General features: G+C 64.2%; 18 protein-coding genes. 15 read left to right on the plus strand and 3 right to left on the minus strand.

What is annotated here, in order from left to right:
• Positions 1 to 17: 17 nt before the first annotated feature.
• Both tauA (AC0Z2B_RS09825) and tauA (AC0Z2B_RS09830) read right to left on the minus strand, forming a co-directional pair.
• Positions 18 to 992, minus strand: a complete 975-nt coding sequence (tauA, locus tag AC0Z2B_RS09825) for a taurine ABC transporter substrate-binding protein (protein ID WP_476296390.1) — start codon at positions 990 to 992, stop codon at positions 18 to 20.
• Between the two features lie 171 nt (positions 993 to 1163).
• On the minus strand, positions 1164 to 2129 hold the full coding sequence (tauA, locus tag AC0Z2B_RS09830) for a taurine ABC transporter substrate-binding protein (RefSeq protein WP_476296392.1): 966 nt from the start codon (positions 2127 to 2129) through the stop codon (positions 1164 to 1166).
• A gap of 416 nt (positions 2130 to 2545) precedes the next feature.
• On the opposite strand from tauA (AC0Z2B_RS09830), the gene AC0Z2B_RS09835 reads away from it, so the two are divergent.
• From AC0Z2B_RS09835 to AC0Z2B_RS09905, 15 genes are all read left to right on the plus strand, one after another.
• Positions 2546 to 3913, plus strand: a complete 1368-nt coding sequence (locus AC0Z2B_RS09835; RefSeq protein ID WP_476296393.1) for an OprD family porin — start codon at positions 2546 to 2548, stop codon at positions 3911 to 3913.
• A 173-nt stretch (positions 3914 to 4086) separates the two neighbouring features.
• Positions 4087 to 4725 carry a peroxiredoxin gene (locus AC0Z2B_RS09840; RefSeq protein WP_416421506.1) on the plus strand — a complete coding sequence of 213 codons (639 nt, stop codon included), beginning with the start codon at positions 4087 to 4089 and terminating at the stop codon, positions 4723 to 4725.
• 191 nt (positions 4726 to 4916) lie between these two features.
• Positions 4917 to 5510: an NADPH-dependent FMN reductase gene (gene ssuE, locus AC0Z2B_RS09845; RefSeq protein ID WP_476296395.1), complete on the plus strand. Its 594-nt coding sequence runs from the start codon at positions 4917 to 4919 to the stop codon at positions 5508 to 5510.
• Between the two features lie 188 nt (positions 5511 to 5698).
• Entirely contained in the window at positions 5699 to 6664 is a 966-nt protein-coding gene (locus tag AC0Z2B_RS09850; RefSeq protein WP_476296397.1) for a sulfonate ABC transporter substrate-binding protein, read from the plus strand.
• Between the two features lie 58 nt (positions 6665 to 6722).
• The gene (gene ssuD / locus AC0Z2B_RS09855; RefSeq protein WP_473004859.1) at positions 6723 to 7871 is read left to right on the plus strand and encodes an FMNH2-dependent alkanesulfonate monooxygenase; all 1149 of its coding nucleotides are present in this window, start codon (positions 6723 to 6725) and stop codon (positions 7869 to 7871) included.
• A gap of 9 nt (positions 7872 to 7880) precedes the next feature.
• A complete protein-coding gene (gene ssuC, locus AC0Z2B_RS09860) occupies positions 7881 to 8663 on the plus strand; it encodes an aliphatic sulfonate ABC transporter permease SsuC (protein WP_416421502.1) in 783 nt (260 codons plus the stop codon).
• A complete protein-coding gene (gene ssuB / locus AC0Z2B_RS09865; protein ID WP_416421501.1) occupies positions 8660 to 9475 on the plus strand; it encodes an aliphatic sulfonates ABC transporter ATP-binding protein in 816 nt (271 codons plus the stop codon). Before ssuC ends, ssuB begins: the two co-directional genes overlap by 4 nt.
• Positions 9476 to 9506: 31 nt before the next feature.
• Positions 9507 to 9722 (plus strand): TOBE domain-containing protein, encoded by a 216-nt coding sequence (locus AC0Z2B_RS09870; RefSeq protein ID WP_027980095.1) that lies wholly within the window; start codon positions 9507 to 9509, stop codon positions 9720 to 9722.
• Between the two features lie 160 nt (positions 9723 to 9882).
• Entirely contained in the window at positions 9883 to 10539 is a 657-nt protein-coding gene (locus AC0Z2B_RS09875; protein WP_416421500.1) for a YjfI family protein, read from the plus strand.
• Between the two features lie 18 nt (positions 10540 to 10557).
• Positions 10558 to 11262 carry a PspA/IM30 family protein gene (locus tag AC0Z2B_RS09880; protein ID WP_476296400.1) on the plus strand — a complete coding sequence of 235 codons (705 nt, stop codon included), beginning with the start codon at positions 10558 to 10560 and terminating at the stop codon, positions 11260 to 11262.
• Between the two features lie 124 nt (positions 11263 to 11386).
• Positions 11387 to 11932, plus strand: a complete 546-nt coding sequence (locus tag AC0Z2B_RS09885) for a rhomboid family intramembrane serine protease (protein WP_473004858.1) — start codon at positions 11387 to 11389, stop codon at positions 11930 to 11932.
• A 1-nt stretch (position 11933) separates the two neighbouring features.
• Positions 11934 to 12584 carry a DUF2491 family protein gene (locus AC0Z2B_RS09890; RefSeq protein WP_476296401.1) on the plus strand — a complete coding sequence of 217 codons (651 nt, stop codon included), beginning with the start codon at positions 11934 to 11936 and terminating at the stop codon, positions 12582 to 12584.
• A gap of 20 nt (positions 12585 to 12604) precedes the next feature.
• Positions 12605 to 13033: a DUF350 domain-containing protein gene (locus tag AC0Z2B_RS09895; RefSeq protein WP_416421496.1), complete on the plus strand. Its 429-nt coding sequence runs from the start codon at positions 12605 to 12607 to the stop codon at positions 13031 to 13033.
• Between the two features lie 14 nt (positions 13034 to 13047).
• Positions 13048 to 13797: a DUF1190 domain-containing protein gene (locus AC0Z2B_RS09900; RefSeq protein WP_416421495.1), complete on the plus strand. Its 750-nt coding sequence runs from the start codon at positions 13048 to 13050 to the stop codon at positions 13795 to 13797.
• A gap of 6 nt (positions 13798 to 13803) precedes the next feature.
• Positions 13804 to 14958: a glutathionylspermidine synthase family protein gene (locus tag AC0Z2B_RS09905; RefSeq protein WP_476296403.1), complete on the plus strand. Its 1155-nt coding sequence runs from the start codon at positions 13804 to 13806 to the stop codon at positions 14956 to 14958.
• Here AC0Z2B_RS09905 and AC0Z2B_RS09910 read toward each other — a convergent pair.
• Positions 14955 to 15587, minus strand: a complete 633-nt coding sequence (locus AC0Z2B_RS09910) for a TetR/AcrR family transcriptional regulator (RefSeq protein ID WP_476296406.1) — start codon at positions 15585 to 15587, stop codon at positions 14955 to 14957. The genes AC0Z2B_RS09905 and AC0Z2B_RS09910 overlap by 4 nt on opposite strands.
• Positions 15588 to 15688: the final 101 nt, after the last annotated feature.

Raw genomic sequence — 15688 nt, forward strand, 5'->3', positions numbered from 1 at the left:
GCGGCTACTGGTGGTATTTACTGAACGAACTGCGCGCTCACGTAGGGGGCGTAGTCGGGCAGCACGGCGTCGACCTTGCCTTGTTCCTTGAGGAAGGTGGCGGTGTCGGTGATGGCCTGGGTGGTGGGGGCGCCCAGGGCAGTCACCTGGTCAGCGGCCAGTGGGTAGACGTTGCCCTGCAACAGCAGCGGGATGTCGGCGGCCTTGGCACCCGACAGCTTCACCAGCTTGTCGACGTTGCCCTGGTTGGCCAGCCAGGCCTTGGGGTCTTTGCGGTAGTCGGCGTAGGCGTCGAGGGTGACCTTGGCGAAGGCCTTGACGATTTCCGGGTGCTTGGCGGCGAAGTCCTTGCGCACGATCCAGGCGTCGAAGGTCGGTGCGCCCAGTTTGGCCAGTTCACCCGAGGTGATCAGCACCTTGCCGCTTTCCTTGGCCACGCCCAGCGCCGGGTCCCAGACGTAGGTGGCGTCGATGTCGCCGCGCTTCCAGGCAGCGATGATCGCCGGCGGGTCGAGGTTGAGGATGGTGACTTTCGAGGGATCGATCTTCCACTGCTTCAGCGCGGCCAGCAGGCTGTAGTGGCCGGTGGACACGAACGGCACGGCGATTTTCTTGCCCACCAGGTCCTGCGGGCTGTTGATGCCGGCGCCGTTGCGGGCCACCAGGGCCTCGGCGGCGCCGATCTGGGTGGCGATCAGGAAGGTTTCCACCGGCAGTTGGCGGGTGGCTGCGGCAGCCAGCGGGCTGGAACCGACGTAGCCGATCTGCACGTCGCCAGAGGCCACGGCGGTGATCACCTGCGAGCCGCCGTCGAACTTGCGCCAGCTGATTTTCGATTGGGTGGCCTTTTCATAGGCGCCGTCGGCCTGGGCGACCTTGGCCGGGTCGACGGTGGTCTGGTAGGCCACGGTGAAGTCGGCGGCCTGGGCCACGAACGCGGCGCCTGCCAGGGACACGGCCGCCAACAGGCGAAGGGGGTTGAAGCGGGACATGGTGCAGCTCCTCATCAGGCGGCCGGATGGCTTGGGTGATGGGAAGACTAAATGATCTAAGAATTAGTAAATAAATAACTGTTTTGCATTAGCTTAGCGCTGGACGTGCCGGACGCGGCCTTCGGCCGCTGCTACGGGATTTGCGCCCCGTAGCAGCGGCCATAGGCCGCGTCAGTTAACGAACCTGGCGCTTACGTACGGGGAATAATCAGGCAGCACGCTCTCGACCTTGCCCTGTTCCTTGAGGAACTCCGCCGTCTGCTCGATGGCCTTGGCGGTGCCGCCTTGCAGCAGCGCCGGGGTTTGCTGGGCCTTGGCGTCGGGGAAGGCGGCGCCGGCCAGCAGTTCGGGCACGTCGCTGGCGTTGGCGCCGGTGAGCTTGGCTATTTTTTGCACAGGCACCGAGTCAGCCGTCCAGGCGGCCTTGTGCGCGGCATAGTCGGCGAACGAGTCCAGGGTCACCTTGGCGAACTGGGCGATCACTTCCGGGTGCTTGTCGGCGTAGTCCTTGCGCGCAACCCACACCTCGAAGGTGGGCGCACCCCATTGGCCCACCTGGGCGGCGTCGGTGAGGGTCTTGCCGGTCTTGCGGATCTCGCCCAGGGCGGGTGACCACACGAACGCGCCGTCGATGTCGCCGCGCTTCCAGGCGGCTGCGATTTCCGCCGGCTGCAGGTTCACCACCTTGACCTTGCCTTCCAGCCCCCAGTGCTTCAGCGCGCCCAGCAGGCTGTAGTGCGAGGTGGACACGAACGGCGTGGCGATGGTCTTGCCCACCAGGTCCTGCGGGTTGTTGATGCCGCTGCCGTTGCGCACCACCAGGGCCTCGGCGGCGTTGATCTGTGCGGAGACGATGAAGGCCACGATCGGCAGCTTGCGCGAAGCGGCAGCGGCCAGCGGGCTGGAACCCAGGTTGCCGATCTGCACGTCCCCCGAGGCGATGGCGGTGACCACTTCCGGGCCGCTGTTGAAACGGCGCCAGTCGATCTTCTCGCCGATGGCTTTTTCGTAGGCGCCGTCGGCCTGCGGCACCTTGCTGGGGTCGATGCCGGTCTGGTAGCCGATGGTGAGGTTGGCCGCCTGCGCGCTGGCCTGGCAGATGAACAGGCTGAGGGCGACGGTTAAAAGCTTTTTCATGTGCGGACGGTTTACGGACACGGAGCACCTCTGACCGCTCGGGCGGCTTCTGCAAAGGGGGTGGGGAAATGTCCGGTGGTCCGGTTGGTGAAAGCTAAACGATCTAAAAAATAAATTACAAAGACCGTTTAGTAATTACCTTAGAGGTCGATACAGGTTAAGCGACGTGGCGTTTGGCAAAAACCGTTTTCTATTCCAAAACGATCTGAAAAGAGATGAAACAATTCTTTTTGGAGTTATGAAATATTATTTACTCTTGCCCGTCACAAAATGGACATAGACCATCGTCGTAAACCGACCTAGAGCGGTTGACGCGGTGTTCGCCACTGGCATTAATCGCAACAACCCCAGCGCAATGGACAGAAGATCCATGATTGGGGACAGACAAGAATTAGAATCATTACAGGAGCAACACAATGTACAAGTCTTCCTTGGCTTTGGCCGTGGCTGTAGGGGTATTCGCCGCGCACGCTGGCGCCGAAGGTTTCATCGATGACAGCAAGGCAACGCTGAAGCTGCGCAACTACTACATCAACACTGATAACCGTGACTCGGGTGCCCCGAAGACCAATAACTACTCGGCAGAGTGGGGGCAGGGCTTCCAGGTCGATTTCCAGTCGGGCTACACCGCGGGTACCGTCGGTTTCGGCGTTGATGCAATTGGCCTGTTGGGCGTGCGCCTGGACGGTGGCCGTGGACGTTCGGGCAACTACGCTGGCACCGCTGATGGCGGCACCGTATTCCCAACCGACGGCAAGGACCCAGCCAGCGAGTTCTCCAGCCTGGGCCTGACTGCCAAGGCCAAGATCTCGAAGACTGAGCTGAAGCTCGGCACCTTGATGCCAAAACTGCCGGTCATCCAGTACAACGACGGTCGCCTGCTGCCGCAGACCTTCCAGGGCGGCCAGATCACCTCGAACGAGATCAAGGACCTGACCCTGATCGCTGGCCAGATCGACACGGCCAAGGGCCGTAACTCGAGCAACAACGAGAACCTGTCGATCAACGGTTCCAATGGCAGCGGCAATAGCAACGCCACCGGCCTCAATGCCCGCAGCAACAAGTTCTACTACGCTGGCGCCGACTACAAAGTCACCAAGGACCTGCTGGTCCAGTACTACTACGGTGAACTGACCGACTTCTACCAGCAGCACTTTGTTGGCCTGACCCACAACTGGGCAATCGGCCCAGGCGTGCTGAAGTCTGACCTGCGTGCGTTCCACAGCACCGATGACGGTGTCAGCGCCACCGACGCCGACCACTTCAGCTCGGGTGACTACCGTGGTGTTGCCAACGGTCGTGGTCCAGTCGACAACAACCTGTACAGCGGCCTGTTCCTCTACACCGTTGCCGGCCACACCTTCGGCGGCGGCTACCAGGTCAGCAACGGCAGCTCGGACTTCCCATGGCTGAACCAGGGCGACGGTTCGTCCAACGGCACCATCACCGACATGCAGATCCAGAAGTTCGGCCGTGCCGGCGAGCGCACCTGGCAAGCACGCTACTCGTATGACTTCGCAGCGCTGGGCCTGCCAGGCGCCACTGCTGGCCTGGTCTACCTGCGCGGCGACAACATCGACACCGTCGGCTCCAACCGTGCTGTCAGCGCCACTGGCCGCTCCGAGTGGGAACGCGACCTGACCCTGGCCTACGTCGTACCAACCGGCACCCTCAAGGGCCTGGGCTTCACCTGGAAAAACGCCATGTGGCGCAACGACATTCCAGGCCAGCGCGACCAGGACGAAAACCGTGTGATCGTCAGCTACTCGATCCCGCTGCTGTAACCCTGCTGTAAAGACCAAAGCCTGCCGTGGGCCCGTCCCGCGGTGGGCTTTATTTTGTCCAAAATCTGTTATTCCTTTACGTGCTAAATAAATCGATATTTATTCTTTTTATTTCGTCTACGCTGAGTGCACAGTGGTTCCCATAAAGCACTCAACAAGGAGCAAGGCCTCTCATGAGCATCCGCCTCGGCGACATCGCCCCCGATTTCGAACAAGACTCCAGCGCCGGCAAGATCCGTTTCCACGAGTGGCTGGGCAACAGCTGGGGTGTGCTGTTCTCCCACCCCGCAGACTTTACCCCGGTGTGCACCACCGAGCTGGGCTTCACCGCCAAGCTCAAGGAAGAGTTCGCCAAGCGCAACGTCAAGGCCATCGCGCTGTCGGTGGACCCGGTGGACTCGCACCACAAGTGGATCGAGGACATCAACGAAACCCAGAACACCATCGTCAACTTCCCCATCCTGGCCGACGCCGACCGCAAGGTGGCCGACCTTTACGACCTGATCCACCCCAACGCCAACGACACCCTCACGGTGCGCTCGCTGTTCGTGATCGACCCGAACAAGAAAGTGCGCCTGACCATTACCTACCCGGCCAGCACCGGCCGCAACTTCCACGAGATCCTGCGGGTGATCGATTCGCTGCAACTCACCGACAACCACAAGGTGGCCACTCCGGCCAACTGGCAGGACGGTGACGAGGTGGTGATCGTGCCGTCGCTCAAGGACGAGGAAGAGATCAAGCAACGCTTTCCCAAGGGCTACCGCGCGGTGAAGCCGTACCTGCGCCTGACGCCCCAGCCTAACCGCTGAGCCGCTATTCATCCTCCCACGACAGGGTTTGAGGGCCGTTGATCACGGCCCTTTTTTTTGCCCGAAACCTCATATTCCTTCAGCGTCTAACCACATGAAAAAATATGATTTATGGATATATAAAAGGCCTGTTATGGTCAGTTCCATCTCGCCGATCGCGAGGCCTTTTGGTCAAAGAAGGAAGGGTGGCAATGCTGGTTGTATCTCTTGGTGGCAGCCCCAGTGTGCGTTCGCGGTCCGGCGTGTTGCTGGAACAGACCCGGCTCTGGCTGCAGCGCCACAACGTGGAAGTGGCGACGTTCCAGGTACGCGACTTCGCGGCCGAGGACCTGCTGCACGCCCGCTTCGACAGCCCCAAAGTGCTCGACTTCCTGGAGCTGGTGCAGAAGGCCGACGGCCTGATCGTCGCCACCCCGGTGTACAAGGCCTCGTTCAGCGGCGCACTGAAAACCCTGCTGGACCTGCTGCCCGAGCGGGCGCTGGCCAACAAGGTGGTATTGCCCATCGCCACCGGCGGCAGCATCGCCCACATGCTGGCGGTGGATTACGCCCTGAAGCCGGTGTTGGCCGCGCTGAAGGCCCAGGAAATGCTGCAGGGGATCTTTGCTGACGACAGCCAGATCGCCTACGGCGAAGGCAGCGCCGCGGCGCAGCTGGCACCGGCGCTGGAGCAGCGCCTGAGCAATGCCCTGGAAGAGTTCCACTACGCCTTGAGCCGCCGGCCACAGGCGCTGGAGCCCGGCATCCTCAACGAAAGACTGCTGAGCGCGCGCTGGAGTATCTAAGTGGGAGCGGGCTCTGCCCGCGAACGGAACGCCGCGCCGGGCCAGACGTACCGCGGGGCCTTCTTCGCGGGCAGAGCCCGCTCCCACGCAGGAATGCGCGGGTATAAATAAAAGATTCACTCGCCTTACTCGCCCGCCAACGGGCAAGCAGGTGCAGCCAAAACCCAATCAAGCAAAGGAGCGGCGCTATGCGCACAGTCTTTTTGCGTCGTGGGCTGGTCGCTCTGTTTGCTGCGGCTGTGTCGTTCGGCGCCATTACCCAAGCCCAGGCTGACACCCTGCGCATCGGCTATCAGAAATACGGCACCCTGGTGCTGCTCAAGGCCCGTGGCTCGCTGGAAAAGCGCCTGGCCGAGCAGGGCGTGCAGGTGCAATGGACCGAATTCCCCGGCGGCCCGCAGCTGCTGGAAGGCCTGAACGTGGGCTCCATCGACTTCGGCGTCACCGGCGAAACCCCGCCGGTGTTCGCCCAGGCCGCCGGCGCCGACTTGCTGTACGTGGCCCATGAGCCACCTGCTCCCAACAGCGAGGCCATCCTGGTGCCCAAGGACTCGCCGATCAAATCGGTGGCCGACCTCAAGGGCAAGAAAGTGGTGCTCAACAAGGGCTCCAACGTGCACTACCTGCTGGTGCGCGCCCTGGAAGACGCCGGCCTGAAATACACCGATATCCAGACCGTGTTCCTGCCGCCCGCCGATGCCCGCGCCGCCTTCGAGCGCGGCGCCGTGGACGCCTGGGTGATCTGGGACCCGTACCAGGCCGCCGCCGAACAACAGCTGCAAGCGCGCACCCTGCGTGACGGCAAGGGCCTGGTGGACAACAACCAGTTCTACCTGGCCACCAAGCCTTTTGCGCAGCAGCACCCGCAGGTGATCGCCACCCTGATCGACGAAGTGCGCTCGGTGGGCGAGTGGTCCAAGTCCAACCCCGAGCAGGTCACCCAGGAAGTCTCGCCGCTGCTGGGCCTGCCCGCCGACATCACCCTGACCTCGGTGAAACGCCAGGGCTTCGGCGCCGAGTTCATTACCCCCGACGTGGTCGCGGCGCAGCAGAAGATCGCCGACGCCTTCTACCAGCTGAAACTGATTCCCAAGCCATTGAGCATCAAGGATGTGATCTGGACGCCGCCTGCCAAGGTCGCGACAGCCCCGTGATTCGAACTGCGGGCCGGCGCGTCGTGCCGGCCCTAGCCACCCTTAGGAGACAACTCCAATGAGCCTCAATATTTTCTGGTTTCTTCCCACCCACGGCGACGGTCATTACCTTGGCACCGCCGAAGGCGCGCGCGCCGTGGACCACGGCTACCTGCAACAGATCGCCCAGGCCGCCGACCGCCTGGGCTTTGGTGGCGTGCTGATTCCCACGGGGCGTTCCTGCGAGGATTCCTGGCTGGTGGCGGCATCGCTGATCCCGGTGACCCAGCGCCTGAAGTTCCTGGTGGCGCTGCGCCCGGGCATCATTTCGCCGACCGTGGCCGCGCGCCAGGCGGCTACCCTGGACCGCCTGTCCAACGGCCGTGCGCTGTTCAACCTGGTGACCGGTGGCGACCCGGAGGAGCTGTCTGGTGACGGCCTGTTCCTCAGCCACGAAGAGCGCTACGAAGCCTCGGTGGAATTCACCCGCATCTGGCGCCGCGTGCTGGAAGGCGAGACCGTGGACTACGACGGCAAGCACATCACCGTGAAGGGCGCCAAGCTGCTCTACCCACCGGTGCAGCAGCCGCGCCCGCCGCTGTATTTCGGCGGCTCCTCCGACGCTGCCCAGGATCTGGCCGCCGAGCAGGTGGAGCTGTACCTGACCTGGGGCGAGCCACCGGCCGCCGTCGCCGAGAAAATCGCCGAGGTGCGCGCCAAGGCCGCCAAGCAGGGGCGCACCGTGCGTTTCGGCATCCGCCTGCACGTGATCGTGCGGGAAACCAACGCCGAGGCCTGGGCGGCGGCAGACCGCCTGATTTCCCATGTGGACGACGACACCATCGCCCGCGCCCAGGCGTCGCTGTCGCGCTTCGATTCGGTGGGCCAGCAACGCATGGCTGCGCTGCACGGCGGCAGCCGCGACAACCTCGAAGTCAGCCCCAACCTGTGGGCCGGCGTGGGCCTGGTGCGCGGCGGTGCCGGCACGGCGCTGGTGGGCGATGGTCCGACCGTGGCGGCGCGGGTCAAGGAATACGCGGCGCTGGGCATCGACACCTTCATTTTCTCCGGCTACCCGCACCTGGAAGAGTCGTACCGCGTGGCCGAACTGCTGTTCCCGCACCTGGACGTGCAGCGTCCCGAACAGCCCCAGGGCGCCAATTACGTGAGCCCCTTCGGTGAAATGGTCGCCAACGACATTCTGCCCAAAGCCGCGTCCCAGAGCTGAGGGCTGACCATGGAAAAGATTATCCACAGGCTGGCGCCCTGGGCGCTGCCGGTGCTGTTGCTGGCGGTGTGGCAGTTGTCGGTGAGCGCCGGCTGGCTGTCCACGCGCATCCTACCGGCGCCCAGCGCCGTGGTGGCGGCGGGCGTCGAGCTGGTGCGCAGCGGCGAGATCTGGACGCACCTGGCCATCAGTGGCTGGCGTGCAGGCGTGGGCTTTGTCATCGGCGGTTCGCTGGGCCTGTTCCTGGGCTTCGTGGTGGGCCTGTCGAAGTGGGGCGAGCGCCTGCTCGACAGCTCCATGCAGATGATCCGCAACGTACCGCACCTGGCGCTGATTCCGCTGGTGATTCTGTGGTTCGGTATCGATGAGTCGGCGAAGATCTTCCTGGTGGCCCTGGGCACCCTGTTCCCGATCTACCTGAATACCTACCACGGCATCCGCAACGTCGACCCGGCGCTGGTGGAAATGGCCCGCAGCTACGGCCTGAGCGGCTTCGCGCTGTTCCGCCAGGTGATTCTGCCGGGCGCGCTGCCGTCGATCCTGGTGGGCGTGCGCTTTGCGTTGGGCTTCATGTGGCTGACGCTGATCGTGGCGGAAACCATCTCGGCCAGCTCCGGCATCGGCTACCTGGCCATGAACGCCCGTGAATTCCTGCAGACCGACGTGGTGGTGCTGGCCATCGTCCTCTACGCCGTGCTCGGCAAACTCGCCGACCTGGCCGCCCGTGGCCTGGAACGCGTGTGGCTGCGCTGGCACCCGGCCTACCAGGTCGCCAAGGGAGGTGCCGCATGACCGCCGTATTGAAGAGCCAACCGCCGCGCCTGCTGCAGGGCATCCCGCTGGCGCTGGACAAACTGCAGAAATCCTTCGGCAACCGCCAGGTGCTCAAGGACATCGACCTGCACATTCCGGCCGGGCAATTCGTCGCCGTGGTGGGCCGTAGTGGCTGTGGCAAGAGCACCTTGCTGCGCCTGCTGGCCGGCCTCGACAAGCCCAGCGGCGGTGAGCTGCTGGCAGGCTCTGCGCCGCTGAGCCAGGCCCGCGACGACACCCGCCTGATGTTCCAGGAAGCGCGCCTGCTGCCGTGGAAGAAGGTGATCGACAACGTCGGCCTGGGCCTCAAGGGTGACTGGCGGCCACAAGCGCTGGAAGCCCTGGAAGCAGTCGGCTTGGCCGAGCGCGCCAACGAGTGGCCGGCGGCCTTGTCCGGCGGCCAGAAGCAGCGCGTGGCCCTGGCCCGTGCGCTTATCCACAAGCCGCGCCTGCTGTTGCTGGACGAACCACTGGGGGCGTTGGACGCCCTGACCCGTATCGAGATGCAACAGCTGATCGAGCGCCTGTGGAAGCAGCATGGCTTCACCGTGCTGCTGGTGACCCACGACGTGGCGGAAGCCGTGGCCGTGGCCGACCGGGTGATTCTGATCGAAGACGGCGAGGTGGGCCTGGACCTGCACGTCGAGCTGCCACGCCCGCGCGCCCGTGGCTCGCACCGCCTGGCAGCGCTGGAAACCGAAGTCCTCAACCGTGTGCTGGCGTTGCCGGGCACCCCGCCCGAACCCGAGCCCACGGCACCCTTGCCCACGCAACTGCGCTGGGCACTTTGAACCTTACCCTCGTTTGAACAGGAAGAATCACATGACTATCAAAGCGATCAACGTCCGCAACCAGTTCAAGGGCACCGTGAAGGAAATCATCGAAGGCCCGGTGCTGTCGGAAATCGACGTGCAGACCGCCTCCGGCATCGTCACCTCGGTGATCACCACCCGTTCCGTGCGCGAGCTGGAACTGGTGATCGGCAGCGAAGTGATTGCCTTCGTGAAGTCCACCGAGGTCTCGATCGCCAAGCTGTAACCACCGTTCAGGCAGTTTTTTGCCCTGCAGGGTTCGCCCTGTGGGGTTTTTTTATGCCCGGAACATTTGCGACAAATGGAAACAAATTCATCACGCGTGATGTATTGCGCTCTGCTGCAGAAGGCGTATGTTTATCACATGTGATACGGAACAGACACAAATGACAGGCAATCCAGACAGCCCGAAGCCGGCCAGGAAAAAGGCCCCCGCGGAGAAGAAAACCTCCAGCTTCTACATGAAGAAGATGCGTGCGGGCCTGGCCGATGCCGGTTACGTGAAACACGAGGCCTGGGTGCTCCCGGAGAACCGCGGGCTGCTCAAGCAGGTGGAAAAACAGCTCCGCCAGCCTGTCATGGCTGGCACTTTCAAGTTGGAGGAACACATGACCACAGCGGAGAAATGGACCCTTGACCGCCTTCACTCGGCCTTTCAGGGCCTGGACGAAGTGGTGTCGAAGGAAATTACCCTGACCCTGGTGCAGGGCGCCGAGCAGAGCCTGAAGCTGGAAATGAACGAATACGGCGGCCTGCCGATTCACATTGCCGTGGTGGGCGAACAGATCATCGTCGACACCGTGCTGGTGGACGTCGATTCGATCAAGGACGTGGCGCACTTCAACGAAGCCGTGCTGCGCAGCCGCGAGCTGTTCCCGCTGTCGTCCATCGGCCTTGAGCAAATGCCCAACGGCCAGACCGTCTACAACATGTTCGGCGCGCTGAGTGCCAGTTCGAGCCTGACCAACGTGGTCACCGAAGTGTCCACCCTGGTGGACAACGTGCAGCGCGCCGCCGAAGCCTTCCAGGGCTTCTTCAAGTAATCGCCAAGGAGTAACGACATGAGTAATCAATCCATCTGGAGCAAGTTGTTCACGGCGCTGCGTGGCGGTGCCAGCGAAGTCGGCGAGTCCATCGTCGACCAGCAGGCCCTGCGCATTCTCGACCAGGAGATCCGCGACGCCGACACCGCGCTGGCCAACGCCAAGCGCGAGCTGGTGACCATCATGGCCAAGCACAAGCTGGCCACCGACCGCGTGGCCCAGTACGACGCGCGCATCAGCGACCTGGAGGGCAAGGCCCTGGCCGCCATGAAGGCCGAGCGCAACGACCTGGCCCACGAGGTGGCCGAGGCCATCGCCGTGCAGGTCAACGAGCGCGAGACCGAGCACAAGCAGGCCGTGGAGTTCGGCGGCTACGTGGAAAAGATGCGCAAGGACATCACCAAGGCCGAGGCACGCATCAAGAGCCTGCGCCAGCAGGTGGACGTGGCCAAGGCCCGCGAAAGCGTGCAGAAGGCCCAGGTCAGCGCCTCCATCGCCAGCGGCGGTGCCAACGGCAAGCTGGAGACTGCGGTAGGCACCTTGAGCCGCCTGCAGGCCAAGCAGGAGCAGCGCGCTGCTGAGCTGGAGGCCCAGGACCAACTGGCCGAAGCCTCCACCGGCAACGACCTGGAGCGCAAGCTGAAGGAAGCGGGCATCACCCCGGACACCAGCAGCGCCAACGCTATCCTCGAGCGCCTGCGCAAGCAGCAGGCCGGCGAGTAACGCGCAATCCCGTAGCCGCTGCCGCCAGGCTGCGCTGGCCCTGATGTTCACTGCAGATTTTCAGTGAGGCAGGGGGGCCAGCGCAGCCTTCGGCAGCGGCTACGGATATCCCTGGGAGACGCATGTGATCGCCGCCAAGGATTTCAAACCCGTGCTCTGGCTTGCCGGAGTGATGTGCGTGGTGCAGGTGCTCAACCTGCTGTCAGGCTACAGCCTGAACACCTATGGCCTGCTGCCGCGTTCGCCGCAGGGCCTGCTGGGCATCGTCAGCGCGCCGTTCCTGCACGGCTCCATCTGGCACCTGCTGGGCAACCTGGTGCCGTTCGTGGTGCTGGGCACGCTGGTGGCCAAGGACGGCATCGGCCGCTTCCTGGCGGCCAGCGGGCTGATCATCGTTATCGGCGGGCTGCTGGTGTGGCTGTTCGGCCGGGGCTACTACCACGTGGGCGCCAGTGGCTGGGTGTTCGGCCTGTGGGTGTACGTGCTGGCCCGGGCCTGGTTCCACCACAGCTGGGCCAATCTGTTCTGTGCCGTGGCCGCGCTGTTGCTCTATGGTGGGTTGGTATTCGGTTTCCTGCCCCGCTATGGCGTGTCGTTCGAGTCGCACATCGCCGGTGCGGCGGCGGGGCTGGTGGCGGCACGGATGCTTTTGCGCAAAGAAGGAGTTTGATATGGGTTGGTTCAAGCAGTTCATGGGCCTGGAGGCACCTGCCGCCAAGCCCCAGGCACCGGTGGAAGGCGCGCTGGGCCTGGCCCAGGGCCGCTCGGTGAGTTTCGACGGCACGCTCAAGCTGCTGCTCGATGGCCACAGCCGGGTAATCATTCCGCCCACCCAGCAGATCTGGGCGGTGGGCAGCGTCGACCTCGGCCAGTCGCAGTGGCTGAGCCGTTACTACATGGACGACGAGGACTACTGGCTGCAGGTGCACACCAGCGGCGAGCAGGACGGCCAGGTGGAATCGGTGATCCTGTTCAACTACCTGCGCTACGCCACCATCAGCAGCAACGCCGAGCTGCAGCGCCTGGCCGGGCCCAACAGCGATATCGGCCTGCCCACCTACAACCTCGACGGCGTGCAGTTCACCCGCGAGTGGGGCACCGAGGCCGGGCAGACCGAGCTGACCGACCTGCGCGAGCAGGTGCGCAACCCCAAGGAAAGCTACGTCATCCAGCACCGCGCGATGCTGTACGCGCGCGACACCGGCCTGACCGACCGCCGCGAATTCCTGCTGTTCTCCGTCGAGCAGGACGAGGAGGGCACCGTCAGCCTCAGCGCCTCGCTGGGCGTGTCGCTGTACCCCACCGACCTGCACATCCTCTGACTCATCCATAGGGACATGCCATGCTAGAAGCACTTTCGATTTCGCTGAACCCCACGGCCGTGCTGGGTTTCCTGCTGTACCTGCTGGGGGCGGCGATGTTCCTCGTGCTGTTCCAGTTCATCTACACGCGCATGACGCCGCACAAGGAATTCGCCCTGATCCGCGAGGGCAACGTCGCCGCGGCCGTGGCCCTGGGCGGCGCCATCATCGGCTTCGCGATTCCGGCCAGCAACGTCATTGCCTATTCCATCAGCCTGCTGGACTTCGTGGTATGGGCGCTGATCGCCGGCGTAGTGCAGCTGCTGGCGTTCCTGGCGGTGAGCCTGGTGCTCAAGGGCGTGTCGGCGCGCATCCAGCGGGGCGAGCTGGCCACCGGCATCTATGTGGCGGCGGTGGCGATCAGCGTGGGCATGCTCAATGCCGCCTGCATGACGCCCAACACCAACTGATCGCGGAGCCAGGGATGAAACGAAGCAAGTACGTACAACTCTCGCTGGCCGCCTCGGTGGCGCTGGCGGTGGCCGGTTGCGGCGCGCCGGAGAAGACCTACCAGGTCAAGAAGACTTTCGACTTCAAGAGCGTGGCCGAATGCACCGCGCAGAAGTTTCCGGTGGACATGTGCTCTGACGCCTACATTGCCGCGCTCAACGAACACCGGCGCATTGCCCCGGTGTACGACAACAAGGCCGACTGCGAAGCGGACTTCGTGCCCGACTACTGCCAGGTGGACTCGGCCGGCAAGTACATGCCCCAGCTGGGCGGTTTCGAGCTGGACGCCAACGGCACCGTCACCCAGTCGCAGCTTGACTCGGCCAAGGCCGAGGTGGCGCGCTCGGGCGGTGAAAGCGGCGGTGGCGGCGGGGGCTTCAACGGCAGCGGCCTGCTGACCGGCCTGTTGATTGGCCACATGCTCAGCAGCAGCACCGGCAATTTCAACGCCGCGCCGGTCTACCAGTACCGTGACAACCGCGGCAACTACGCCAGCTCTACCCTGGGCTCGCGCATCAACAGCGGCGCCACGTTCTCGCGCTCGCGCCAGAGCGAATCCGGCAACGGCTACAGCGGTGGCAGCGGCGGCTTCGGCCGCGCGGGCATCAACGCCAACCCGGTGTCGGTGCGCCAGGCCACCACCCGTGGCGGCTTCGGCAGCTCGGCCACGGCGCGCAGCGGCTGGGGCGGCTCGTCGTCTTCGCGCAGCAGCTTTGGCGGATAACCGGCCATGAAGAAAATCGCCATTGCCGAGCGCCCGGACTGGAAGCAGACCGCCGAGCGCCTGGGCTTCATGTTCCACACCATCGACGGCGAGCCCTACTGGGACGAAAGCGCCTATTACCAGTTCAGCCTCAAGCAGATCGAGGACGACCTGGAAGACCCGACCCAGGCGCTGCACGAGCTGTGCATGGACCTGGTGGCCAAGGTGGTGGAGAGCGAAGAGCTGCTGGAGCGCCTGAGCATTCCGGCCGCCTACCACGACCTGGTGCGCACCTCGTGGCTGGAAGGCCACCCGCACCTGTACGGGCGCATGGACTTTTCCTACGACGGCAACGGCCCGGCGAAGCTGCTGGAGCTGAACTACGACACCCCCACCAGCCTCTACGAGGCCGCGGCCTTCCAGTGGGGCTGGCTGGAGCAGGGCATCGAGCGCGGCATGCTGCCGGCTGGCGTCGACCAGTTCAACAGCATCGACACGCGCCTGCATGAGGCCTTCGCCGCGCTGAACATCCAGCGGCCGTTCTACTTCGCCTCCATCAAGGGCTCGGTGGAAGACAAGGCCACCACCGATTACCTGCGCCTGATCGCCGACAAGGTCGGCATCGAGTCGCGGCATATCGACCTGGAGGACATCGGCCTGCTGGACGGCCGCTTCGTCGACCTGCAGGACCGCTGGATACCGCACCTGTTCAAGCTGCACGCCTGGGAATTCATCTTCCACGAGCCGTTCGGCGCGGCCATTGCCCAGTGCGACACGCAGTTCATCGAGCCGGCGTGGAAGGCCATTTTGTCGAACAAGGGCATTTTGCCGATGCTGTGGGAGGCGCACAAAGGCCACCCGAACCTGTTGGAAAGCCACCTGGACGCCAACCCACGCTCGGCGGTGCCGAAGGGCTGGGTGCGCAAGCCGTATTTCTCCCGCGAGGGCGCGAACATCGAGCTGCGCACGGCGGATGACCAGCTGCACGTGGTCGACGGCCCCTACGACGACGCGCCCTACATCCTGCAGCAACTGGCGCCTTTGCCGAAGTTCGGCGACAGCTACACGCTGGTGGGTTCATGGGTGATTGGCGACCGCGCGGCGGGTATCGGGATTCGCGAAGATGACAGCCTGATTACCAAGGATACCAGCAGGTTCCTCCCGCATTTGATCCTGGATTAGGCCTCGCGCTTGGGCAGGAACGGCGGCAGGTACAGCCCCACATAGGCATCGAACACCCGCATTCCTTCCTCCGCCAGGCGCGGGGTGATCTGCCCGTGCAGCTGCACCGAGCGGGCGTACACGCGGTCGCCCAGCTCCATGGCCAGGGCGAACACGTCCACGTCGTCCGGCAGGGCAGGGAGCTGGAAGTGGCGGTCGAACACCTGGTGCATCAACACTCCCAGTTCCAGGTCGTGCTGGCGGTCGGCCTGGGTCACTTCGGCCAGGCCGTGCTGCGCCAGGATCAACTGGCGCGCAGCGGCGTCCTGGCTGTAGATCACCAGCATGCGTTCTTCGAGGATGCGCGACAGGTCGTGCCAGCTGCGCAGCGCGGCGTGGTCCACCGGCGCTTGCAGGCAGGCGCGGAAGGCAGCGTGCACGTCGGCGGTCAGCGCCTCTAGCAAGGCCGGCACGCTGGCGAAGAAGTGGTACACGGAAGAGGGTGGGATTTCAGCGCGTTCGGCCACGCTGTAGATCGACAGGCTGCCCACGCCTTCGCTGGCCAGCAGGGCACGCGCTGCCTCGAGGATCGAGTCGATCCGTGCCTGGCTGCGGGCGCGAGGTTTGCGGGGCGTGGCGGTGCGGGTCATGGGCTTCTCCGGGTCAGGCGCGCATTGTATGCGTTTTTGCCATTCCCATTGAATCCACGATCCCCGTAGCAGCGGCCGCCAGGCCGCGTCCCGACCACCGC

The sequence above is a fragment of the Pseudomonas sp. GYB4201 genome (assembly GCF_056312595.1).